15 protein-coding genes are annotated in these 22950 nt (G+C 73.5%); 3 read left to right on the plus strand and 12 right to left on the minus strand.

The features are described 5' to 3' along the window. Window positions 1–107 precede the first annotated feature (107 nt). Together WMF11_RS51530 and WMF11_RS51535 are read right to left on the minus strand one after the other, a co-directional pair. Window positions 108–1607, minus strand: a complete 1500-nt coding sequence (locus WMF11_RS51530) for a protein kinase domain-containing protein (RefSeq protein WP_437906361.1) — start codon at window positions 1605–1607, stop codon at window positions 108–110. Between the two features lie 580 nt (window positions 1608–2187). After that, entirely contained in the window at window positions 2188–7533 is a 5346-nt protein-coding gene (locus WMF11_RS51535) for a cellulose synthase (RefSeq protein ID WP_437975996.1), read from the minus strand. Between the two features lie 31 nt (window positions 7534–7564). Between WMF11_RS51535 and WMF11_RS51540 the strand changes: the two genes are divergently transcribed. Continuing rightward, window positions 7565–8614, plus strand: coding sequence for a hypothetical protein (locus WMF11_RS51540; RefSeq protein ID WP_437975997.1), 1050 nt, complete (start codon window positions 7565–7567; stop codon window positions 8612–8614). A 223-nt stretch (window positions 8615–8837) separates the two neighbouring features. Here WMF11_RS51540 and WMF11_RS51545 read toward each other — a convergent pair whose 3' ends face one another. Then, the gene (locus WMF11_RS51545) at window positions 8838–10397 is read right to left on the minus strand and encodes a hypothetical protein (RefSeq protein ID WP_437975998.1); all 1560 of its coding nucleotides are present in this window, start codon (window positions 10395–10397) and stop codon (window positions 8838–8840) included. Window positions 10398–10891: 494 nt separating this feature from the next. On the opposite strand from WMF11_RS51545, the gene WMF11_RS51550 reads away from it, so the two are divergent. Both WMF11_RS51550 and WMF11_RS51555 read left to right on the plus strand, forming a co-directional pair. Continuing rightward, window positions 10892–11824 carry a penicillin-insensitive murein endopeptidase gene (locus WMF11_RS51550; protein ID WP_437975999.1) on the plus strand — a complete coding sequence of 311 codons (933 nt, stop codon included), beginning with the start codon at window positions 10892–10894 and terminating at the stop codon, window positions 11822–11824. Beyond that, window positions 11821–12759 carry a DNA-methyltransferase gene (locus WMF11_RS51555; RefSeq protein WP_437548378.1) on the plus strand — a complete coding sequence of 313 codons (939 nt, stop codon included), beginning with the start codon at window positions 11821–11823 and terminating at the stop codon, window positions 12757–12759. The genes WMF11_RS51550 and WMF11_RS51555 overlap by 4 nt, the downstream gene beginning before the upstream one ends. 69 nt (window positions 12760–12828) lie before the next feature. Here the strand turns inward: WMF11_RS51555 and WMF11_RS51560 are convergent, their stop codons facing one another. The 9 genes from WMF11_RS51560 to WMF11_RS51600 all read right to left on the minus strand — a co-directional run bounded on the left by WMF11_RS51560 (window position 12829) and on the right by WMF11_RS51600 (window position 22149). After that, the gene (locus tag WMF11_RS51560; protein WP_437548379.1) at window positions 12829–13434 is read right to left on the minus strand and encodes an L-threonylcarbamoyladenylate synthase; all 606 of its coding nucleotides are present in this window, start codon (window positions 13432–13434) and stop codon (window positions 12829–12831) included. 191 nt (window positions 13435–13625) lie between these two features. Then, window positions 13626–14597: an ATP synthase F1 subunit gamma gene (gene atpG, locus WMF11_RS51565; protein ID WP_437548381.1), complete on the minus strand. Its 972-nt coding sequence runs from the start codon at window positions 14595–14597 to the stop codon at window positions 13626–13628. A 6-nt stretch (window positions 14598–14603) separates the two neighbouring features. Then, on the minus strand, window positions 14604–16496 hold the full coding sequence (atpA, locus tag WMF11_RS51570; RefSeq protein ID WP_437976000.1) for a F0F1 ATP synthase subunit alpha: 1893 nt from the start codon (window positions 16494–16496) through the stop codon (window positions 14604–14606). A 116-nt stretch (window positions 16497–16612) separates the two neighbouring features. Further along, the gene (atpH, locus tag WMF11_RS51575) at window positions 16613–17155 is read right to left on the minus strand and encodes an ATP synthase F1 subunit delta (RefSeq protein ID WP_437548385.1); all 543 of its coding nucleotides are present in this window, start codon (window positions 17153–17155) and stop codon (window positions 16613–16615) included. Then, window positions 17152–18144: a F0F1 ATP synthase subunit B family protein gene (locus WMF11_RS51580; protein WP_437976001.1), complete on the minus strand. Its 993-nt coding sequence runs from the start codon at window positions 18142–18144 to the stop codon at window positions 17152–17154. The genes atpH and WMF11_RS51580 overlap by 4 nt, the downstream gene beginning before the upstream one ends. After that, complete coding sequence (locus tag WMF11_RS51585; protein ID WP_231864629.1) at window positions 18141–18623, minus strand: ATP synthase F0 subunit B; 483 nt, start codon at window positions 18621–18623, stop codon at window positions 18141–18143. Before WMF11_RS51585 ends, WMF11_RS51580 begins: the two co-directional genes overlap by 4 nt. A gap of 171 nt (window positions 18624–18794) precedes the next feature. Further along, complete coding sequence (locus WMF11_RS51590; protein ID WP_437976002.1) at window positions 18795–20249, minus strand: hypothetical protein; 1455 nt, start codon at window positions 20247–20249, stop codon at window positions 18795–18797. 5 nt (window positions 20250–20254) lie between these two features. Then, entirely contained in the window at window positions 20255–20851 is a 597-nt protein-coding gene (gene miaE, locus WMF11_RS51595) for a tRNA isopentenyl-2-thiomethyl-A-37 hydroxylase MiaE (protein ID WP_437906370.1), read from the minus strand. Window positions 20852–21069: 218 nt separating this feature from the next. Beyond that, window positions 21070–22149, minus strand: a complete 1080-nt coding sequence (locus WMF11_RS51600; RefSeq protein WP_437976003.1) for a hypothetical protein — start codon at window positions 22147–22149, stop codon at window positions 21070–21072. Window positions 22150–22950 lie beyond the last annotated feature (801 nt).

A 22950-nucleotide genomic window follows, 5' to 3' on the forward strand; every position in this document is an offset into this window, starting at 1 on the left:
GGCAGAGCGCTGGCGTATCGCGTCACAACCGGATCAAGGCGAGCTCGACGCTGGCTCGTTCAGGCAGCTCCCTCAATGGCTCTCCGGCAGATCCGGAGTTGACCGGATCACTCCTTGTTCGATGGAGCGGGCGTCGCTGGCGCGATGACGGGGTGGCGTAGCGACTCTTGCGCTGACGAGGCGGAGCAGCGAAGCAGGGAGAAGCCTGCTCCGGCGGCGATGAGCACGCCGGCGGCGACGAGCTTGATCCCTGCGCGCTGCGCGCGGCGCGCTCCTGCCGACGAGGCGACCGCTCCCTCTTCGGCGAGCGCGGCGGTGGCGCCGGCCGTCTCCGGCGAGGAGAGCGCCGCGGCGTCGGGCGGCGCCTCCAGGGAGGCCGCTCCGGCGCCGCGCGCGCGCGGCCGGTTGCTCGAGGGCGGCGCTGGCAGGAGGCTGCCTGCGCGCAGCGTCGCGGTCGACGCTTCCCCGTCCAGATCGGCGGCGCTGGCCGGGAACGCGTCGCTGATGCGGCCGTCGGGCGCGAGCGAGCCGCTGACGCGGGCGCTGGGCACGAGCGGGTCGCTGGCGCGGGCGCTGGGCACGAGCGAGTCGCTCTCCGGGACCCTGGGCGCCGCCGGGGGGCCGAAGGGGCGGAGGGCGACGGCCGCGTAGCGCTCGAGGAGCGCGCCGACCTCGCGGAGATCGGCCGGGCGCTGCGCGCGGTCCGGGCTGAGCATGCGATCGATCATGGCCGCGACGTCGGCGGGCAGCGTCGGCGCGCTCTCCCCGATCGGCTGGATGGAGCCGGTCAGGATGCGCTTCATCACCTTGCCCATGTTCTCGGCCTCGGTGGGCCGCACCGAGGTGAGGCACTCGTAGAGGATGACGCCGAGCGACCAGATGTCGGCGCGGTGATCCACGTCGTGCTCGCCGAGGATCTGCTCGGGCGACATGTAGTACGGGGTCCCGAGCATCTCGCCGCTCCCGGTGCGTCCCCAGGACCAGCTGGTCTCGCCGGGCGCCGCGGTGACCTTGGCGATGCCGAAGTCGAGCACCCTGACGCGGGCGTCGTGCTGCGCGGCCTCCCGCGCGTCCGCGGAATCCATGGAGCCGCGCGCCGGCGCGCCGCTCGGGTGCTCCGCGGCTGCGCCGGGCGAGGCTCGTGGCGCGGCCGCGTCGGGCGTGAGCAGGAAGATGTTGTCGGGCTTGAGGTCGCGGTGGACGATGCCGAGCGCGTGCGCGGTGCCGACGGCCGAGATGACCGGCAGCAGGATGCGCGACAGCTCGGGGAGCGGGATCTGCGCCTCGCGCAGCAGCTTGTCGCGGAGCGACTCGCCCTCGAGCAGATCCATGACGAGGAACGGCGTCCCGTTGTCGAGCTCGAGCACGTCGTGGATGGATGGCACGTTCGGGTGATCGACCGCCGCCGCCGCGCGCGCTTCCCGGACGAGGCGCCGCCGAGTCGACGCGTCCTCCGCCGTGCCGGGGCGCAGCAGCTTCAGCGCCACACGTTCGCCGTCCGCGAGGTGGGTGGCGGCCCAGATGACCCCCATGCCTCCCTCGGCCAGCTGGCGATCGACCCGATAGCGACTTGCCACCAGGGCGCCCGGCATCAGCGGATTGCTCACGCGGAGATCAGGATACCACGCGCCGTCCTCCCGACCTTCTCCGCGCGCCTCAGATACCCAAACACCGCTCCGGTCGGACAATTACGTGTTCGACGCAGCACCGCGCACCCCGGCGCGCCATACGACATAGGTGCTCGTGTGTACGTCCCTGTAGCCGCAGAAGCGCAGTGATCTTTTCAACACGGATGTTCGGCTTCCCACCGCGACCCCGGGAGCCACATAACATCACCGGCCCCCTGTACGTCCCTGTTACCGCAGAAGCACCGATATCTTCTCGACATCGAACTTCACCGGTCATGAAACACACCATGCCAAGCCGCGTCACCACAGCTCGTTCATCATCGTGGCGCGCCCCCCACCGAGCTCATCCCCGGTGAAGCCCCCTCGCCACCGAGCCCATCCGCCCCGGACCGCGCCCCGCCGAGCTCATCCGCCCCGGATCGCGCCCCGCCGAGCGGCGCGCGCCCGCACAGGAGACGGGCCCAGATCGGCGTTTTCGGCGCACAGGCGTACTCCCGTACGCCGAGCACCGAAAACGTCGAGATGGGCCCGTATCCGCAGCGGGCGCGTGCCGCTCAGCTCAGACGGCGGGCCAGATGGATCCGGCGCGGCGGCGCTCGGCGTAGGCCTCGGCCGAGAGCGCGTAGCGCAGAAGCTCGTTCGACACCGGGTGCTGAAGGAGCAGGCGGGGCTCCTCGGTCGAGCGGGCCATGTCGCGATCGTACCGGCGGAGGTAGTCGATCGCGGCGAGCGCGTCGCCGCAGAGCAGGTAGCCGATGCGGTGCTCGCTCCGGCGCAGGCCGAGGACGAAGGCGCGCGCGTCGTACGACACGGCGACGGTCGACGCGAGCTCCTCGAGCATCTTGCGCTGGCGGCGCCCGATCGCCCGCTGCACCCCGGGGAGCATCTGCTGCGTGGCGTGCTCGCGCGGGGGCGAGATGGCGCCCGACCCGAAGCCGGGATCGATCGTGCGGATCGACGCCAGCAGCAGGCCGTCGGTCGCCTCGGCCGGGATCTCGTCGAGGAACGTGAAGCCGACCGCGATGCGCGCGAAGAGGCGGGCGAGCGCGAACGTCTGCTCGAGCTCCGGGAGCTCCATGAACGACGTCGGCGCGACGAGGGCAGGGGGATCACCCGGGAAGACGCGGGCGGCTCCTTGCCATGAGGGGACGAGGTAGAGCTCGAACGCCTCGATGCCGAGCGCGCGGCCCACCCGCTCGGCGAGCTGCCGCGTCGGGTGGTTGTCGCGCGGGCCGATCCGCTCGCGCGAGCTGATGCCGAAGTTGCTCAGCTCGAAGCGGATTGCCTTCGCGGCGATCGGCGCGATCGCGAGCGCCACGTCGATCCAGGGGCTCCGGGCCTCCGGGAGGAGCAGCCGGCCCATCTCGGGGCCCGCGAAGGCCCCGGCGTACGGCGCCTCCGACGGGACGCGCCGGCCCCTGAGCCGGGACATGCGGTCCAGCGACACCTCGCCGAGGCAGGCGCGGACCTCCTCCACGGTGATCCGCTCCTCCGCGCGCCCGTCCTTGGCGAGCGCGGCCTCGAGCGCGGCGAGCGCCGGGCCGAGATCCGGGAGCCGCGTGAAGACCTCCGGATCGGGCGTCAGGACGTCCCGCAGCACCTGGACCGCCTCCGCGTTGCGCCCCGCCGCCTCGAGCCCGCGGCCGAGCGCGGTGCGCGACTCGGGCGGCGCGCCCGGGAGCGCGACGGCCTGCTGGAGGCGCGCGAGCCCGTCGCGAGGCCGCACGAGCAGGGTCGACTCGAGCAGGCCGAGCGTGGTCAGCCAGCGCGGATCGGCCGGGATGCGGCGGGACTCGGCGACCTCGAGCAGCTGCGCGAGCGCCTTGGCGTAGGCCGCGGCGCCCTCGCTCGTGTCGACGCGGTACAGGCGGGCGAGCGCCACCCAACCGCGCGTGTCGCCGCCGGGCGCGCTCACGATCGCGTCGCACAGCGTGCGGACCATGCCGGCCGTGTCGCCGGCGTCGCGGTAGGCGTCCGCGAGGCGCAGGGCGGCCTCGACGCGGGAGCCCGGGTCGGGCGACAGCTCGACCAGGCGCCCCAGCGCGCGCAGCGCGAGCGCGTGGTCGCCGCGCGTGACGCCGAGCTTGTGCAGCCGCTCGAGCGCGGGACGGTTCTGCGCGTCGAGCGACAGGACCGCCTGGAGCGCGTCCTGGGCGAGCGCCGGGTTCGCGAGCGCCCCCTCGTACAGGTCGGCGATCAGGAACTGCGCCGCGATCTTCGTCTCGGCGTCCGTCGCCGCGGCCACGGCGCGCTTCAGGGCGTCGCGGGCCTCGAGCCAGACGCGCTGCGCGGTGAGCAGCCGCGCGAGCAGGAGCAGCGCGGCCGCGTCGTTCGGGAGCGTCTCGATGACCCGCCGGACGGCCGAGATGCCCACGCCGGCGTCGATCGCGCCCGGGCGCCCGTGGTGCTGCAGCACCGACCGGGCGATCTCCGTGCCGAGCAGCGAGATCGCCTCGCGGCTCGCGGCCTTGCCGAGCGCCTCGCCGAGCCGGTCGGTGAGCCGCTGGGGATCGCCCGCGAGCTCCTTGGCGAGCGCGCGCGCCGCGGCCACGCAGCTCGGATCCGCGCGGAGCGCGCTCTCGTACAGATCGAGCGCGCGCGCGCGGCCCTCGGGGGACGCGTCCTCGGCGGTGAGCTCCGCCGCGCGCACGAGGTGCATCGCGCGCGCGGGCGCTCCGAGGACGAGGTCGGCGAGCGCCAGCTGGGCCGCGATGACGCTCGCGCGGTCGCCGAGGCGCTGCGCGAGCCGATCGAGCCCGCGCGCCGCGATGACGCTCTCCGGCCACAGCCCGAGGGCGTTGCGGAAGCCGGCGAGCGCCGCGCGGGCGGCGGCGGGGTCCGCGTCGGCCTGCGCCTCCGCGAGGAGCGCCTCCTCGACGCTGTAGAGGGCGCGCGCGATGGGATCGGGCGTCAGCTCCCGGCTGTCGCGGATGGCGCTGGCGAAGAGGGCCTGCGCCCGCGGCGCGATCGGATCCGCGGGGCTCGCCTTGGCGGCGATGCGGAGGATCGCCATGTGGGCGGCCGCGTCGTCGGGCGCCTCCTTCACGATGCGCGCGAGCGCCTCGAGCGCGGCGTTCGGCCCGAGCTGCTCCTCGAGCGACACGATCTCCCAGAGGGCGCCGCCGCGCGCGGTGGCGGACGTGAACACGTCGGCCTCCGCGCGCAGGACGGTCGCGAGCGACGTCGGCGCCTCGAGGTGCCGGTAGAGCTGCTCCAGCATGCGGAGCGCCGGGACGTGGTTCGGCACCACCCCGACGAGCCCCTCCAGGATCTCGACGGCCTGGCGCGGGCTGCTGTCCGCGAGGACCAGCGCAAGGGAGATCCGGAGCGCGTGATCGACGAGCGCCGGCGGCTTGCGCTCGAGCCAGCGCGCGTACAGCCCCGCGAGCTCGCTCGCGATCATGGAGGCGGACATCCCCGGCAGGCTGGACGCGCGGGCGCCGGTCGCGGGCCGCTGCGCGACGGGCGCGCCGAGGCCGACGCCGACGCCTGCGCCGCCGGCGCGGACGTAGATGCGCTCCATCGCGTCGAGGATCGCCGGATCGTGCTGGCCCGAGGCGAGCGCCGCGTCGGCGCGGGCGAGGAGGCGGAGGGCGTCCTGATCGCGCCCCAGGGCGAGCTCCTGCACCTCGGCCGCCTGGAAGAGCAGCCGCGCGTGGTCGTCGGGCCGCTGCGCCTCGTCGGCGAGCGAGCTGAGGACCTCGACGAGCTTCTCGTAGTTGCCGGTCTCGCGGAGGAGCCGCGCGATCTCGATCCGGGGCAGCGGGTGAGCGGGCCGCTTCCGCGCCGCCTCGCGGTACGACTCCACGGCGCTGTGCGGCCGCTTGAGGCGCCGCTCGTCGAGCCCCGCGACCTCGAGCCAGAGGCTGAACGCCGCGTCTCCCGCGGGGTCGCGCTGGATGAGCTTGAGCAGCGCGCGCCGCGCCTCCTCGTACCGGCCGGCGCGCTCGTCGAGGCGGATGCGCGCGCGCAGCGCGTCCGGGTCGGCCGGATCGATCGCGAGCGCGCGATCGACCAGCGACGAGGCCCGGTCGCGATCGCCGAGCCGGAGCTCGGTGACCTCGGCGGCCCGCAGGAGGAGCCTGCGCTGCTCGCGCGGGCTGCTCGTGAGCTCGGCCTCGGCGCAGAGCGCGCGCGCGAGCCGCTGCGCGTCGCCCGCGCGCGCGGCGTTGCGCTGGAGCGCGAGGATCGCGGCGCGCCGCTCCGGGTCGATCGCGAGGATCTTCTCGATCTCCTCCACGGCGCGGGCGGGCTGGGCGAGCTCGTCCTCCCAGATGGAGACGAGCTTCTCGAGGAGCCCGATCTTGCGCGTCGGGTCCTCCGTCGCGCTCGCGGCCTGCGTGTACAGATCGAGCCGCGCCTGCACGCCGCGCGGATCTTCCTCGACGGCCAAGGCGTCCGGCGTGAGCAGGGCGGAGAGCGCGTCGAAGACCGAGCTGTTGCCCGGCTCGATCGCCCACGCGGCGCGCAGGATGGCGAGCGCCTCGTCGCGCCGCTTCAGGTGGCGCTCGGAGATGTCCGCGGCGCGGAGGAGCGCCGCGACCCGGACGGGCGCGGGCCGGTCGGCGTTGGCGACGGCGGTCCACACCTCCACGCGCTCGGCGTGGTGGCCGAGGCGCTGGAGGGCGCGGTCGAGCCGCTCCCGCGTCGAGCTGTCCTCGGGATCGAGCTCGAGCGCGCGCGTCGCGTGGAGCGCGGCCTGCTCTGCGTCCCCGAGGGTGTCGTAGATCTCCGCGAGGCGGACGTGCTCGTGGATGATCGCCTCTTTGTCGGTGAGGAGCGCGAGCTCCTTCTGGCGCACGTTGGCGGCGACCTCGAGCATGCCGTTCGCCTCGAGCAGGCGGATCAGCTCGCCGACCACGCGCCGCGCGGTCGGCGAGCCGGCCGGGGCCCGCGTCGACGCGCGCCGGAGGAGGGGCACCGCGTCCGCCGGGGAGCGGATCTTGTCGATGAGCAGCCGCGCCGCCGTGTAGAGCAGCCGCGCCGCGCGGTCGTCGTCGCTCTCGTGATCGGCCTCCAGGGAGAGCGCGCTGACGAGGCCGACGATGCCGTCGTGGTGCACGAGGTGGCGGCGGAGCGCCTCCCGCACGGGCCCAGGCCCTGGATCGAACGCGATCGCGCCCTCGAGGGACGCGAGGGCGAGCTCCGGCTTGTAGAGCTTTCGATCGAGCACGGCGGCGCGCTCGACGTGGACCCAGGCGGTGAGCTGGCCATCGCCGTCCTGCTGCCCGCGCCCTGGGGCGTAGGCGGCGGAGAGCCGGTCGAGGTGCGCGGCGAGGTCCTTGGCCGCCTGCTCGGCGCCGCGGGCGCTCTCGCGCCGGAGGGCGATCTCGAGCCCGCGCAGCGACGCGGCGTGGAGCGGGACGAGCCGCAGCGCCTCGGTGAAGGCCTCGCAGCTCTCGGGCGTCCGCCCGAGCGCCTGGAGCAGGCGCGCCCGCTCGGCGAGGAGGTCGGCCCGGAGCGCGTCGGTCTCGGCGACGCGGAGCTTGTCCTCCACGACCTCGAGCGCGAGGGCGAGCTCGGTGCGCGCGTCGAGCACGCGGTGGACCCGCGAGAGCGCCGGCTCGAGCGTGCGGGACAGCTGTCGAGCGCGCTCGTACGAGCGGCGCGCGGCGGCGGGGTTCTTGAGCACCCGCTCTTCGTGGATGCCGAGCTCGACGAGGGCGCGCGCCGCGCCGACCGGATCGCTGCCCTTGAGCCGCTCGGCGCGCTGCTGGAGCTCGGTGGCGAGGTCCGGCGCGGCGAGCTGCGGGCTCTGCGCGGGCGCTTCGGGCGCGTTCGGCTGGGAGCGGGGCGCCGGAGGTGGCTGGGCGGGCGCGTGCGCGGCGCTCGGCGCGGGCGCATGCGCGGCGTTCGGCGCGTGCAGGACGGTCGCCGCATGCGCGGCGTTCGGCGCGTGCAGCACGGTCGCCGCATGCGCGGCGCTCTGCGCGGGCGTGGCGCCCGGCGCATGCGCGGCGTTCGGCGTGACGCCCGGCAGCGGCGTGCGCGTGGCGCTCGGCGTGGGCGCGCCGCCCGTCAGCGGCGCGCGTGGGGCGCCCGGCGTCGGCGCGCCGCCCGGCAGCGGCGTGCGCGTGGCGCTCGGCGCGTGCGCGCCGCCTGGCAACGGCGTGCGCGTCGCGCTTGGCGTGGGCGCCGGCGCGGCGCTCTGTACGGGCGCCGGCGCGGCGCTCTGTACGGGCGCGGCGCTCTGTGCGAGCGCCGGCTCGATCGACTCGACCGAGATGGGCGCCGGCGACGAGCTCGGCTCGACCGAGATGGGCAGCGGCGTCGCGGTCGGCTCGACCGAAATGGGCAGCGGCGTCGCGGTCGGCTCGACCGAGATGGGCATCGGCGTCGTGCTTGCGTCGAAGGCGGCGATCGCCTGGGCCGCGCCGCCCGGCTGGGAGCCAGTCGCCGGCTTGCCCGCGCTCGCGGCGGAGCCTGGAGCGGGCTGCGTTGCGGCGCGGTTCGGGCTCGGCGGGCGCTGGCCTGGGCCGCGCGCCGGAGGGCGGGCCGGTCCGGGGCCAGGGGGCGCTGCCGTCGTCTTGGACGCGCCTCCCGGAGGCATCGGCGGCGGTGGCCTCGACGGCGGCGCGAGCGACGGCGGCGCCGGCGGCGGCCCGCTCGCGACGCTGCCGTCTTTGCGGCGGATCAGCGGAGGTGGCCTGCTCGGTACCGGCGGCGGTACGCTCGGGGCCGGCGTCTTGTTCGGCCCTGGCGGCGGCGCGCTCGGCGGCAGCGGCGGGCTCGAGGCCAGCGGCGGGCTCGGCAGCGGCGGGGGGATCGAGGTCAGCGGCGGGCTCGGCAGCGGCGGCGGGTTCGGCGGCGGCAGCGGGCTCGCGGTCGCCGGCAGCGGTTCGCCGTCCGTCGGTGCGCTCGCGGCTGCCGGCAGCGGCTCGTCGCCTGTCGGCGCGCTCGCGGTCGCCGGCAGCGGTTCGCCGCCTGTCGGCGCGCTCGCGCTCGACGTGCTCGTGCCGACGAGCAGCGTCTTCGCGCCGGGCTGAGGTTGCGCGCTCGCGCGCGTCATTTGAGCGTTGTCGACCTTGGCTTCCCAGCCACCTTCGTCCGGCGATCCGGACAGGCTCGGCAAACCAGGCCGGCGCGACGCTTCGTGTTGCGGATCGTCCCCGTGGGCCACCGCCGCGGATGCTACACATCCACGCGCCTTCAATCTACAGTCGATGCGCCTGCTCGCTGGCGTTGCGCGCTTACTGATACAGGGGCGACCTACTTGTTGAACGGTGCTGTCGATGCGCAGCGCAGCAAGGCGAGCTTCATCGCTTTTCCGGCCGGGTGCGCCACGAGCAGCGCCTCTGCGGAGGCGGCGATCGGCTCGCCGCGCCCGAGGGCCGGCTCGGCTTGCAGCCCGCCTTCGAGCTCGCCTCTCGCGGTGAGCGCCGCCAGCTGCGTCGGGCCGGACGCGTTCGCGATCGCGAGCCATGCCGCTGCGCCCGCGGGCTTCGCCGGGTCCTGCCCGCCCGGGCCTCGCGCGCCGGGGAGGAGCGCCGGCACCCCGGCGCCCAGGCCCAGCGCGGCCTCGGGCGGGGCGTCCTGCTCGCGATCGCCGCCGACGAGCACGCGCGGCTCGCTGGCGCCGCCGAGCCGTACCAGCACGGCGCTGATGCGCCCTCCGATCGAGCCGCTCGGGGTGTCGTCGTCCCGCAAGGCGAGGATGAGCCCGTCGTCGTCGCCGAGCGTCAGGTCGTACGCGAGCACGTGTCCGTTCTTGGGGGTGACCGCGCGGGGCGTCGCGGTGAGCGCGCCCGCCTCGTCGAGGGGGACCACCTCGATCCACTGGTGGGTGATCGTCTCGCCTGCCGCGGCGGTGTCCTCGTCGCCGTCGTCCTTCTTCGCCGCGGCCTTTCGCGCCGGCTCCTCGGCGCGCGCGATGTACGCGAGCCAGTAGCCGCCCGGCCGGCCGAGCACGCGCGGCATCTCGGCGTCGGTGTTCGGCTGGGAGACCGGGCGGGCCGACGTCACGGAGCGCAGCGTGCCCACGTCGGCGGAGGCGAGCATGATCCGCGAGCGCTTGCCGTCGCGGGTCACGTCGTCCCAGACGATGACCGCGCGCTCGCCGGACGCGGCGATGTCGAGCGCGAGCGACTCGTCCCGCCCCTCGGCGAGCTCGGCCCCCCACGTCACGTGGTCCCCTTCGACCCTGGCGACCTTGATCGCGCGCCCGCCCGCGTTTGGCTCGAGCATCGCGGCGAGGATCGCGCCCCCCGCGCCTGTGACGACCGGAGGATCCATGTCCCCGCGCGATCGCGCGAGGCGGACGAGCTTCCCCTGGGCGCCGTCGGCCGAGAGCGTGGCCACCATCGCGACGGTCCCGCCCTCGGCTTCTCGCTGGGCGCCCACGGCGAACCCGCCGGAGAACGTCGTCCCGCGGCCGACCTCGACGGCGAACGGCGCGATGTCTTCAACGCTGTCCGCGTCGCCGCCCCCCGCGCCTTGCTCGGCCCCGCGCGCGGGCGGCGCGTCGCCGATCACGAACGGCGGCGCGCTCGCGGGCGTGCAGCGCGGCGGCTGCGGCGCCGCCGCGGCGTCGGCGGCGTCGCTCGGCGCGGACGCCGCGGGGTTCGCGCTGGGCGGCGCGGGCGCGTCGCTCGCGCCGCTTCCCGGCGTGGAGCAGGCGCGCCACACCACGAGGCCACCCACGACGAGGGCGACGGCCAGCGCGCCCTTCCAGGCGACGCCCTCGGGCTCGTCCGCTGGCGGCGGCTGTCGATCTGCGCCCGTGCTCCCCTGGGTGGTGTTCCGCTGGGTGGCGCGCTGGTCGGGATCCATGGGGCGTGGGTGTTAGCGCTGATCGCTCCGCGAGGGCAGGGGGAGCGTATTGCGGCGCCAGATCCGTGTCGCAGTTTGCCGCCTCTCGGTGGCGCGACGCCGGTTCGCACGCGCCGAGTCGTGCGGAGTTCCATCGATGCTCGATATCAACCATCGAGGGACCATTTCGGCACGCAGGACCCTGCGATATCACCTCCGCCAGGAGGACGAGCGATCACCGAAATAGCCATCTTGCCCCCGATCACGGCGTGCGTTTGAACCAGGTCGATCCTGTCCACGACGGGCCTTTCGACACGGCCCCTCCATGGATAGTCAACGACGTGAACAACCCTGGGGAGCACACACGCGCAGGCGAGCTCATCTTCATCGCCCGCTGGGCCCACGATCGCGGCGCGCGCCGCGCTCCGGGCATCCGGGTGAGCCGAGAACTTCCCCTCCGCCGCCGGCGAGGCTAACGAGCGGCTGTCAGCTTCGTCCGTCCGGTGCCTGGCGCCGTGGCCCTGCTCTCTGTCGTCGTGATGCCCAGCCGTCCTCTCTTCGCCACCTTCCTCCTCGGGCTCGTCGCGCTCTGCTGCGCGGCCTGCGTCGGCTCCTCGCCCACGCCGCTCGCCCCTGCGCTCCGCGGCTCGATCGGCGTCCCGCACCACGGCGTCATCACCGACGCCGTCGAGCTCCCGAGGCAGGGCCCGGGCTACCGGCTGCTCCGCAGCAACGGCATCCGGTGGGGGACGGCGAGGCTGGTCGCCGCGGTCCAGCGCGCCGCGGCGGAGGTGGCGCTGGCGCGGCCGGGCGGCGAGCCGCTCGTCGTCGGCGACCTCTCCGCGCGCTACGGCGGCGCGACGCGGGGCCACCGGTCCCACCGCACCGGGCGTGACGCCGACCTCTTGCTCTACGCGCTGACCCCGGACGGCCGCCCTGTGCGCTCGCCGGGCTTCGTCGCGTTCGGGCCGGACGGGCTCGGGCGGATCAGCGACGGCGCCGAGGAGCCCGCGTCGCCGCGCGCGGGCGCGCCTCAGTACGTCCGCTTCGACGTCGAGCGGCAGTGGCTGCTGGTGAAGTCCCTCATCCGCTCGCCCGAGGCGCACGTCCAGTGGCTCTTCCTGGCCCGCTGGCTCGAGGCGCTGCTCATCGAGTACGCGCGCGCGCTCGGCGAGGACCCGGAGCTCATCTGGTATGCCGAGAGCATGCTGCTCCAGCCGGGCGACAGCACGGCGCACGCCGATCACATCCACCTCCGCGTCGCTTGTACGCCGGACGAAACCCTCTCCGGCTGCCTCGGCGGCGGCCCGCAGTGGCCGTGGCTGCCGGCCGTTCCGCAGCTCATCGCGCCGTCGGACGGCGACCTCGCCGCTGCGTTGCTCGACGACCTCCTGCCTGGAAGCGCCGCCGCGGGCTCTCGCGTGGCGGCTCCCGACAGCGCGCTGTGAGCCACCTCCTGGCGCACGGCGACGCGGCCGACGTCTGCGCGGCGCTCCCCGCGGACGTGCGGTTCGATCTCGTCTACCTCGATCCTCCCTTCGGCGTCGGGACGACGATGACCGCGCGGGCGGCGCGCGGCCAGGCGCGCGGGCGGCGCAGGCCGGAGAGCGGGCCCGACGCGTACGACGATCGCGCGAGCGCCGACGCGCTCGTCGCGACGCTCGCGCCGCGCCTCGAGGCCATCCGCGATCGCATGACCGAGGGCGCGACGCTGTACCTGCACCTCGACCACCGCGCGGTCCACGACGCGAAGGTCGCGTGTGATCGCCTGTTCGGCCGCGGCGCCTTCCTCGGCGAGATCATCTGGGCGCCCGGCAACGGCGGCCGGGGCGCGCGCGGCTTCTCCGTCACGCACCAGACGATCCTCCTTTACGCGCGCGCCGCGAGCGAGCGCGGCCAGGTCGTCTACAACGCCGCGGATCCGACGCTCCGCGAGCCGTACGCCGAGACCAGCCTCGCGATGCATTTCAAGCACCGCGACGAGGACGGCCGCCTGTACCGCGAGCGGATCCTCGGCGGCAAGGCGTACCGGTACTACGCCGACGAGGGCCGCCGGCTCGGGAGCGTGTGGAGCGACATTCCCGGGATGGTCGCCAACACCCCGCTGCGCCGCGAGGCCACGGGCTACCCCACGCAGAAGCCGGAGCGGCTGCTGGAGCGCATCGTCCGCGCGTCCTCCGCGCCCGGCGCGACCGTCGCCGACCTCATGTGCGGCAGCGGCACCACGCTCGTCGCGGCCGCGCGCCTCGGCCGCCGCTTCGTCGGCGGCGACCGGAGCCCGCTCGCCTTCGCGACGGCGCGGGAGCGGCTCGACCGCGAGGGGATCGTGTACACGGCGTACGAGTCCGTTCCAGCCGCGGAGAGCGAGCCGGAGCGTCCCTGACTGGCTCTGGCGAGCTCCCTCTCCTCGGGCTGGGCAGCTCGGACGCCCGTCTCCTCCTCTCACCCCGGCTCAGACGAGCTCGTCGATCGGCCCCGCGCCCTCGCGGACGATCTGCACCTCGCCCTGGCTCAGGTCGATCACGGTCGTCGGCACCGACCCGCCGGTCCCGGCGTCGAGGACGAGCGCGAGCCCCGGAAACCGGTCGTCGATCTCCCCCGGATCGATGATCGGATCCTCCCCGGGAGGCGCCGCGGTCGTGCTGATGAGCGGCCGCCCGAGCGCGCGGACCAGCGCGAGCGCGACCGGGTGGTTCGGCACGCGGATGCCGACCGTCTTCTGCTTGAGGTGCACGTACTTCGGCACCTCGCGCGTCGCGGGGAGGATGAAGGTGTACGGCCCGGGCAGGTAGCGCTTCAGGATGCGGTACGCCTGGTTCTCGACGATCGCATAGCGCGCGATGTCGCTCAGATCCGGGCAGATGAACGCCAGGTTCTTGTTCTGGCGCATCCCCTTGATCTGATACACCCGCTCGATAGCCGCCTTGTTCATCAGGTCGCACCCGAACCCGTAGACGGTATCGGTCGGGTAGCCGATGACCTCCCCTTTCTGAATGAGATCGATCGCTCGCGCGATCTTGCGGGGTTCCGGGTGATCGGGGTTGATGGGCTGGAGCACGGGAACGCAACCATGGGGCCGCCCGGTCGGCTCCGCCAGTGCTGGCTGCCTGGATGTGCGACCAGCGCCGGGCAGCCGGGTGCGGGCGCTACGGGTGAAGAGAGGCGGGGCGAAGCCCAGAGACGCGAGCCGGTCGCACGCGCGACCGGCTCGAGGCGGAGATCGAAGATCCTGGCGCGCAGCGCGGCTCGCTACTCCTTGAGCGCCTCGCTGCCGCCGATGATCTCCATGAGCTCCTTGGTGATCGCGGCCTGACGCGCCTTGTTGTACTCGAGCGTCAGGTTGTCGATCACTTCCTTGGCGTTCTTGTTCGCGGCGTCCATCGCCGTGAGCTTCGCGCCGAGCTCGCTCGCCATCGACTCGTAGAGCGCGCGCAGGATCGAGATGTCCACGTACATCGGCACGAGCCGCTCCAGGAGCGCGCCCTTGTCCGGCTCGTAGAGGAACTCCGACGCCGCGGAGGGCGCGCCGTGGCCGGCCTCGTCCCCCTGCTCCTGCTCCTTCGCCGGACCGCCGGCGGGCGGCAGGAGCCGCTCGACGACGACCGTCTGCGTGATGGCGCTCTTGAACTCGTTGTAGACGAGGTAGATCGCGTCGATCTCGCCCTTGTTGAACGGGGCGAGGAGCTTCGCGCCGACGGCCTGGGCCGTCTCGAGGTTGAGCTTGTCCCAGACCCCGGCCAGGTACTCGAGGATCGGCGCGCCGCGGCGGTTGAAGTAGTCCCGACCCTTGCGGCCGATGATCGCGAGCTGGACCTCCTGGCCCGCCTCCGTCCGGCTCTTCCACTCGCGCTCGGCGCGCTTGTTGATGTTGGTGTTGAAGGCGCCACAGAGCCCGCGGTCGCTCGTGAGCACCACGAGCAGCACGCGCCGCTCCGGGCGGGTCACGAGCAGCGGGTGCAGCGCCTTCTCGCCACCGGCGAGCGCGCCCGCCTCGCCCTCCGCCCCGATCCCCTCCGCCGCGAGCGCCTCGGCCGCGGGAGCCGCGTCGCGCGTGATCGCCGAGAGGACCTCCTGCACCTTCACGGCGTAGGGCCGCAGCTCGGTGATGCGCAGCTGCGCCTTGTTGAGCTTGGCGCCCGCGACCATCTTCATGGCGCGGGTGATCTTCTGCGTCGACTTGACGCTGGAGATCCGCTTGCGAATGGACTTGAGGCTGGGCACGGCTGCCTACTTTTCCTTTGCCTTCGAGGCGCTCTTCCCGCTCTTCGACTTGGCCTTCGGCGCCGGCGCCTCCTCCTCGTCGTCGCCCGCGCCGTCCTCGTCGGCCGCGGTCGAGGCGCCGCCCGCTTCCACCGCGAACCGCTTCTTGAAGGTGTCGATCGCCTTGGTCATCCGGGACTTGAGGTCGTCGTCGAGGACCTTCTTCTCGCGGATGTCCGTGAAGATCTGCGGGTGCTTCGCCTCGATGAACTTGTACAGCTCTTCCTCGAAGCGCGAGAGCGAGCTCACCGGCAGGCTGTCGAGCAGGCCCTGCGTGCCGGCGTAGATGATGAGGATCTGCTTCTCGACCGCCAGCGGCACGTACTGCCCCTGCTTCAGGATCTCGGTGAGGCGCGCGCCGCGCTCGAGCTGCGCGCGGGTCTTCGCGTCCAGGTCCGAGGCGAACTGGGAGAACGCCGCCATGGCGCGGTACTGCGCGAGATCGAGGCGGAGCGTGCCGGCGATCGATTTCATCGCCTTGATCTGCGCGTTGCCGCCGACCCGGCTGACCGAGATGCCGACGTTGATGGCCGGGCGGACGCCGGAGTAGAAGAGGTCGGCCTCGAGGAAGATCTGCCCGTCCGTGATGCTGATGACGTTCGTCGGGATGTACGCCGACACGTCACCCGCCTGCGTCTCGATGACCGGCAGCGCCGTGAGCGAGCCGCCCGACTTCGGATCGCGGACGATCTCGTAGTCGCTCGCCTTCGCCTTGTCCGAGAGCTGCTGCTCGAGCTTCTTGATCTCGTCCTTCTTCTCGTCCTTGCGCGCCTGCTCGAGCTTCTCGAAGAGGGCCCCGTCGATCGTCTTCCAGAGCGAGTCCTTCGCCGAGTGCATCCCGTGCGCCCCGACGTGCGCCTTGCCGTCGACGCCGCGGTACGATGCGTCGCCGCCCTCGATCTTCGTCCCCTTCGACACGACGTAGAAGATGTCGGCCATCTTCGCGGCGCGCTCGAGGAGCCGGGAGTGGAGGTAGAAGACGTCGCCCGGGTACGCCTCGCGGCCCGGCGGGCGGCGGAGCAGGAGCGAGAGCTGGCGGTACGCGACAGCCTGCTTCGACAGATCGTCGTAGATGCACAGCGCGTGGCGCCCGCTGTCACGGAAGTACTCGCCGATCGTCACGCCGGTGTACGGCGCGATGAACTGGAGCGGCGCGGTCTCGCTCGCCGTCGCGGCGACGATGATCGTGTACTCCAGCGCGCCGTGCGCATCGAGCTTGTCCACGACCTGGCGCACCGTCGACAGCTTCTGGCCGATCGCGACGTAGACGCAGATGACGCCCTTGCCCTTCTGGTTGATGATCGCGTCGACGGCGACGGCGGTCTTTCCCGTCTGCCGGTCGCCGATGATGAGCTCGCGCTGGCCGCGGCCGACCGGGATCATCGCGTCGATCGCCTTGATGCCGGTCTGCATCGGCTCGGTGACCGGCTGGCGCTGGATGATGCCGGGCGCCTTCACCTCGACGCGGCGGCGCTCCTTCGTCTCGAGCGGCCCCTTGCCGTCGATCGGCATGCCGAGCGCGTTCACGACGCGCCCGAGGGTCGCCTCGCCGACGGGCACCTCCATGATGCGCCCGGTCCGCTTGACGGCGTCGCCCTCCTTGATGGAGCTCGTGTCGCCGAAGATGGCGGCGCCCACGTTGTCCTGCTCGAGGTTCAGCACGAGCCCCATCAGGCTGCCGCCCTCCGAGCCGCTGAACTCGACGAGCTCGCCGGCCATCGCGCGGCTCAGGCCGTGCACGCGGGCGATGCCGTCGCCCACCGTGAGCACGGTGCCCGTCTCGGTGACCTGAGCGGCCTTGTCGATATTCTGGATTTGCTTCTTGATGATCTGGGAGATCTCTTCGGCGCGGAGCTGCATGCGGAGTCCTCTGTCGGGAGACGCTTGGGCTGCGGAGTCAACGTCGTCAAGGTCGAGGGGGCGCTGAGCGCCGGGCCACGACCCATCATGAAACAGGGGGGCTTGCTCGCGTCCCCTCAGGTCCTGAGCAGGTTGTCACGGAAGCTCGACAGCCGGGTCCGGAGGCTGCCGTCGATCACCTGATCGTCGATCTGGGTCACCACGCCCGCGATGAGCGAGGGATCCTGCCTGTGGGTGACCGAGATCTTCCTGCCGGTCGCCTTCTCGAGCTCGGCCCGGAGCCGGTCGAGGTAGCCGTCGCTCAGCGGGCCCGCGCTCGTCACCACGGCCCGGGCGACGTTCTGGTCCTGATCGACGAGGAGCGCGAGCTGCCGCGCGATCTCGGGCAGCGCCACGAGGCGCCGGCGCCGCGCCAGCAGGAGGAGGGTGTTCTTCGTCACGTCCGAGAAGGCGGCGCGGCCGCCGATCTCGCGGAGCAGCTCCTCGCGCGAGGCCTCCGGGATGAGCGGGTTGTCGAGGACGAGGCGGAGCTCCTCGCTCGCCGAGTACATCGCGCTGGCGTCCCCGATCTCCCTGGCGAGGGCCGCGAGGGTCCCGGTCTCCTTGCCGATCTCGAAGATCGCGCGCCCGTAGCGTCGGGCGACGGACTCGTAGCTCATGTCGCTGCTCCGGTGGTCTGGGCTCCGCGGCGCGCGCCGGCGGAGACGGCCGCGGGGATGGCCTTCAGGTACTCTTCGTTGACCCGGTCGAGGTCCTGCTGGCCGATGCGCTGCCGGAGCAGCTCCTCGGCCGCGCCGACGGCGTTCTGCACCGCCTCCTGGAGGAGCATGGCGCGCGCCGCCTTGAGCTCCTGCTCGGCGCGGAACTCGGCGTCGCGCCGCATCCGGACGCGCCGCTGCTCCGCCTCGGCGAGCACGTGGGCCTTCTCGACCTCCGCCTGCGCCGCGTGCTCGGCCTTGAGCTCGGCGAGCGTCTCCTCGAGCCGCGTGAGCTTGTCCTCGTACTCCTCGAGCCGCTGCTCGGCCTCCTGCTTGAGGCGCGACGCGTTGTCGAGCTCCTGCGTGATCGTCTGCTTGCGCTTCTTGAGCGCCTCCGCGATGGGCTTCCTCCCGAAGCGGACGACGATGAGCGCGAGCAGCCCGAAGTTCAGGACCGACGCGAGGAACGGCGGCGACTCGTTCTTCGGATCGCAGGGGTTCTGCTCGTTGTGGTAGCGCCAGAGCAGGGCGTTGATCCCGCCCTTCGCGGCCGCCTCGTTGTTCACGCCGATGAGGCCGTGCCACCAGTTGACGTGCGGCGGCGGATCCGTCGGGCCGTGCCCGGGGCAGTGCCCCTCGCCGTGGGACGCGGGCTCGGGCGCCGGCGGCGGCGTGGGGCGCGCGCGCTGCATGCCCGGCGGCCGGAGCCCGTGCCCCGGCGGGAGCTGGCGGCCGCCCGGCCCGAGCGGACGGCCGGGCTGCGCGTCGCGCGGGCGCTGCGGCATCTGCGGCGAGCCCGGCTGCGCTTCGGCGGGCGACGGGATGGGCGGGTGCCCGGGGGGCAGCGCCGGGTCGGAGCCCGGCGGCTGCGTCTGAGCCAGCGCCGTGCCGGCGGCGAGCGCCGCGGCCAGGCCGAGCGCGAGCGAGGAGCGGCGGAGCGGCTTCTTCACTGGCGCACCTCGCGGCCGAGCATGCTGGCGGCGATCTCCGCGGCGAGCGCGGGCTGGGCGGCGGAGAGCTCGCCGCGCATGCGGGCGACCTCGGCCGCGATCTTCGCCTTGCTGTCCTCGAGGATGCGCGCCGTCTCGGCCCGGGCCTCGGCCATGATCTGCGCCTCGATCTTCGCCGTCTCGGCGCGGAGCCGCTCTCGCTCGATCCCCGCCTCGCGCCGGACCTTCTCGATCTCGGCCTCGTAGCGGGTGAGCAGCTCGCCGGCGCGCTCGTCCATCTCGCGCGCTTCCCGCTTGGCGCCGTCGGTGCGGCGCTCGCGCTCTTCGAAGACGCGGAGCAGCGGATCGAACAAGAGCGGCTTGAGCACGACGACGAACGTCGAGAACAGGACGACCTGCGCCAGGAACGTCAGATCGAAGTCGACGGCGATGGCGCTGGCGCCGGACGCGAGGAGAGGGTGCATTGCGTTCGGGTTCACGGGTGCTTGTTCGGCGACGAGGGCGGCGCAGCGCGAGCCGCTCGCTGCCCCACGCCCCCCGGGGGGGCGATTTCGCGAGCCGGCACTAGCACGTGTCAGTCAAAGCTGGAAGGGTTCTCGCAGAGCGGACGAGCCCCTCGTTACATCACGTCTCCTGACGACGCGCCCGCGCTACAGGCTCGCGAGCGAGCGCGTCATTTCGCCGAGGCCCGCCTCGAGATCGCCCTCGCTGGCGCGCGGCGCCGGCGCGCGCGCGCCGTCCTCGTCGCGGATGGCCTCGGCGGCGCGCGGATTGCGGAACCAGTCCTCGTCGAAGCGCTCGATCAGGCCGCGCCGATCGCGCGCGGCCAGGAGCGCCCCGGCGAGCCGGACCGCCGCGCCGGGATCGAGCGCCGGGACGACCCCGGCGAGCGCTCCTGGGATCGGCGCGCCGAGCGCGCGCGCGGTGGTCTCCTCGAAGCGGTCGCCCCGATCGCGCGAGGCCCGGAGCAGCACGTGCCCGCCTCCGTCCTTTCCTGCGCCGAACACGAGCGCCACGGTCGCGGCGTCGAGGCGCAGCGAGAGGAGGAGGCTGCGCGCGGTGGCGCGCGCCTGATCGAGCGCCCGGCCCCGGCCGAGCCCGAGCGCGCGGGCGCAGAAGACGGGATCGGCGACGAGGCCGCCGAACAGCGCGGCGCGGCGCGCCTGCCGGAGATCGAACGGCGCGCGGGAGAGCGCGAACGGCCCGCGGGCTCCACCACCACGCGCGAGCGCCGCGCCGAAGCGGGCGAGCGCGCGCGCGAACGACGACGCGCCGAGCGGACGCGGCAGCGGTCCGAGATCGATCGCGACGCCCTCGGTCAGCTTCGTCGCGCGGAACAGCTCCTCGATCCACCGCGGGCCGAGCCGCGCTGGCCACCCCGACGCCGCGTCGCGGCCGACGGCGCGCCCGAGCGCGGCGTGCCAGGTCGGCTCGAGCTCGATCACCGACTCGGTCCGGCGCAGCAGCGCCTCCGCGGCGCCGATCGCCGCGCCGGGAGGGTCGCAGGGGATCTCGATCGCGCGGAGGCCCTCCTCGGTGAGCCGCCGCGCCGCCTCGTGCCTCCGCTCGACGAGGACGCGGGCGGCGTCGGCGACCGCGCCGGAGCCTCGGGCCAGGGCCTCGGCGAAGAGCTGCCGTCCGGCGCTCGTCGGGTCGGCGAGGAGCCTGAGCCGCGCCTCGTGGGGCGACATCCGCGCCGGCTCGGGCAGATCGATCGTGAGCAGCGGCGCGTGCCAGGCCGCGGCGAGCCGGACGCGGTCGGCCCAGACGACGCGCTCCAGCGTGAGCACGTAGACCCAGTCGGCGAGGGGGGCCGCGAGGCCGGTCGGGTCCGGCGCGGCGGGCGACGTCGGGCTCGCGAGCCCGAGCTCCGCGCCGAGGCCCGGGGTCTTGCCGGTGAGCTCGAGGTAGGTCGACCGCGAGCTGACGCGCCGGAAGGGATCGAGCGGGTTCTCGAGCCTTGCCCTCGCCTCGGCGGCGCTCGGGCCGTCCTCGTCTGCGGCGGGAGGGGCCGGACCGCGCCGGGCGAGGTCGCCGTGCGCCGCGCGCCACGCGCGCTCCGCGCGGGCGACGTCCCGATCGAGGCGGATCAGATCGATTTCCATGCCACCTATCCGTGCACCGCGGGTGCCGTCCCGAGCCGCCCGGCGATCTCGCCCTCGGCGCGCGCGAGCTCGGCCAGCCGGCCTCGGGTGGCGCTCTCGTCGCCGGCGACCTCGACGGCGAGGTCGACGAGGGTCCGGTAGTGCCGGGCCTCTGACGCGAAGAGCTCCTCATAGAGCGGCGCGAGCTCGTGCTCGCGCGCCGCGAGCCCGTCGGCGAGCAGCCTGAAGCGCTCGCAGGAGCGGGCCTCGATGATCGCGCCGACGAGCAGCCGATCGATGAGCGCGGCCTTCGCGTTGCGCGCGCAGCTGCTCGAGGCCGCCTTGCGCAGCTCGCTCGCGTAGACGTCGGTCTCCGGCTTGCCGAGCGCGAGGCCGCGCTGCTCGATCACGTCGAGCAGCGCGCGGAAGTGCCGGAGCTCCTCCTCGGCGAGGTCGACGAGCGCCCGCGCGAGGCGCGGGAGCGACGGCCAGCGCGCGGCGAGGGACAGGGCGTTCGACGCCGCCTTCATCTCGCAGTGCGCGTGATCGGTCAGGAGCGCCGGCAGATCGGCGAGCGCCACGTCAGCCCAGCGCGGGTCGGTCGGTAGGGTCAGGCACAGCACGCAGGGCCGACCTAGAGCAGGCGCGCCGCGGCGAGAAGGGGGAGCCGGGCTTCGAGGCCGGCGCGGCCGCGACGATCGCTCTGGACGCGTCGCAGAGCGACGGTCACCCGCACAGGAGACGGGCCCAGATCGGCGTTTTCGGCGCGCAAGCGCACTCCGGTGCGCTGAGCACCGAAAACGTCGAGGTGGGCCCGTATCCGAAGCGGGTGGCCGCCGCTCTAGAAGGTGTCGGACGAGCCGCGGGTCAGCCCGCTCGACTCGAGGTGGTACGCGAGCCCGACCACGAACGTGGTGGGTCCTCCGCCGGCGAGGGCTCGCCGCACGGTGCCCTCGACCGCGAACTGGGTCCCCACATAGGCGAGGCCGAGCGACAGCGCGTGCTGGTCGGCGCCCTGGTCGAAGCGGTAGCCGGCGCGGAGCGGGAAGTGATCGGCGACGAGGTACTCGCCGCCGGCCATCAAGCGGAAGGTGGTGTCGCGGTAAGAGTTGAGGTCGGCGAGCCCGTCGACCTCGATCGAGAAGTCGGCGGTGCCGAGCCCGACGCCGCCGCCGACCGTGGTGGGGAGCAGCCCGTGGTCCGGGTAGGTGAGGTTCTGTCCGACGGCCGCGATGTACAGGCTGTCGGTCGCCTTGACGGTGAGCGCGGCGTCGAACGTGAACGTGTCGACGAAGGAGTGCCGGCCGACGAGCTTCCCGTTCTCCCACTCGCGCAGCCCGCCCGATACGGAGCTGTCGCCGAGGCCGCCCTCGATCAGGGTCCCGTCCTGCGTGATCTTGGCGTAGCGGCCGGTGAGCCCGACGAAGACGCGCTCGGTGAGGGGGTAGGCGAGGCCTGCCCGCGCGTCGAGGTAGGAGCGCTTGATGCCGCCGTCGTCCATGTCGACGAAGCCGCCCACGAAGGAGAGCGCCCCGGCGAGCTTGCCGGTGACCGAGTCGACGACGACGCCGCCGTACGCGTGCCGGCCGGCCTCGGGGCTCCCCTGGAAGAGCGCCTGGAGGTGGTAGACGCGGGTCTCCACCATGGCGGACGGATTGAGGAAGACGGCCGACGTCCCGTTCCCGAGGGCGCGCAGCGCGCCCCCGAAGGCCGCGGCGCGGGGCGTCTCATTCTCGCCGTAGGCGTACGCGAGCTGGGGCGGCAGCTCGTCGGCCGCCGCCGGCCCCGCGGCCGACGCCATCAGGAGCGCGCCTGCCGCCGAGAGGACCCCGGCCCGCCAGGCGGCCGCCGCCCGGCGCGACGCCCCCTCCGGCCGCTGCGCCAGGAGTGCCCCCCTTGTCAACCGGATCCCTGACGACATCGCCTCGCCATACCGCACACCTGGACCCCGGGGGCAAATTCTCGACTCCTGAAAACCGGCGAGCCCCGGTCGCTCTGTGCTGGACGAACTCCGTCTTCCTCAAAAAGCTGGAAAACCCGCCACGTCGAGCCTCTTGACGACGAGATGAGCGGGTTTTGCTCTGCAATCGTGAGCGCGTTGTAAAAATCACCGCCCCGCGTCGGGAGTTTTGGCGCCTCGTGTCCGGCAGCCAGAGCTCGGTCGACGCGAAGTCGGCTTCGCAGTGTGTCAGGGACTGAATTTATAACAATACTATCGGATACTTGAGCCAAGTTTCGCAGTTGGGGATAGACGCCCGGACTCACCCGGTGCTACCTCCGATTCGTCCTCGGGGCGGTTCCGTGCCGCACCGGGTCCTCCAAAGGGTGGCCTCGAAAGGGGCGCTGCGGGTTACCGAGCTCTGTGAGGCGGTATGGGGGACGGCTGTGCCGATCTGTCTTTCAATGCGATGGACCTCGACGCGACGGCTGTACCCCCACCTCAATCGGCGTGCTCGGCTGCAGCCGGGCCGGGCCCAGGTACAGGAGGGCTGTACTGTTCACCCGCAGTTGGCGGGAGCATGCGGACGATTCCCCGAGGACGAAGCGGCCGTGGGCGGACTGTTGAAAAGTCGACACGCCCTTCGATTACATTCAGAATAACATAGAGATCTCCAGGAGTTAGAGGCGAGTCCTCGCTGTGAGACCTGTGGATAAGTTGGGGGCGACGGTTCTTTCGGTCGCCCCCGAAACCTATTTTCGTGGAGCGGACTTCAGAGCAGCG

Origin of the sequence: Sorangium sp. So ce295 (assembly GCF_051527405.1) — a bacterium.
Taxonomy (GTDB): Bacteria; Myxococcota_A; Polyangia; order Polyangiales; family Polyangiaceae; genus Sorangium; species Sorangium cellulosum_B.

Coding starts and splice junctions, on each gene's coding strand:
- WMF11_RS51545 (WP_437975998.1), bottom strand. CDS start 10,397: ATGGATCCCGACCAGCGCGCCACCCAGCGGAACACCACCCAGGGGAGC.
- atpA (WP_437976000.1), bottom strand. CDS start 16,496: ATGCAGCTCCGCGCCGAAGAGATCTCCCAGATCATCAAGAAGCAAATC.
- atpH (WP_437548385.1), bottom strand. CDS start 17,155: ATGAGCTACGAGTCCGTCGCCCGACGCTACGGGCGCGCGATCTTCGAG.
- WMF11_RS51590 (WP_437976002.1), bottom strand. CDS start 20,249: ATGGAAATCGATCTGATCCGCCTCGATCGGGACGTCGCCCGCGCGGAG.
- WMF11_RS51600 (WP_437976003.1), bottom strand. CDS start 22,149: ATGTCGTCAGGGATCCGGTTGACAAGGGGGGCACTCCTGGCGCAGCGG.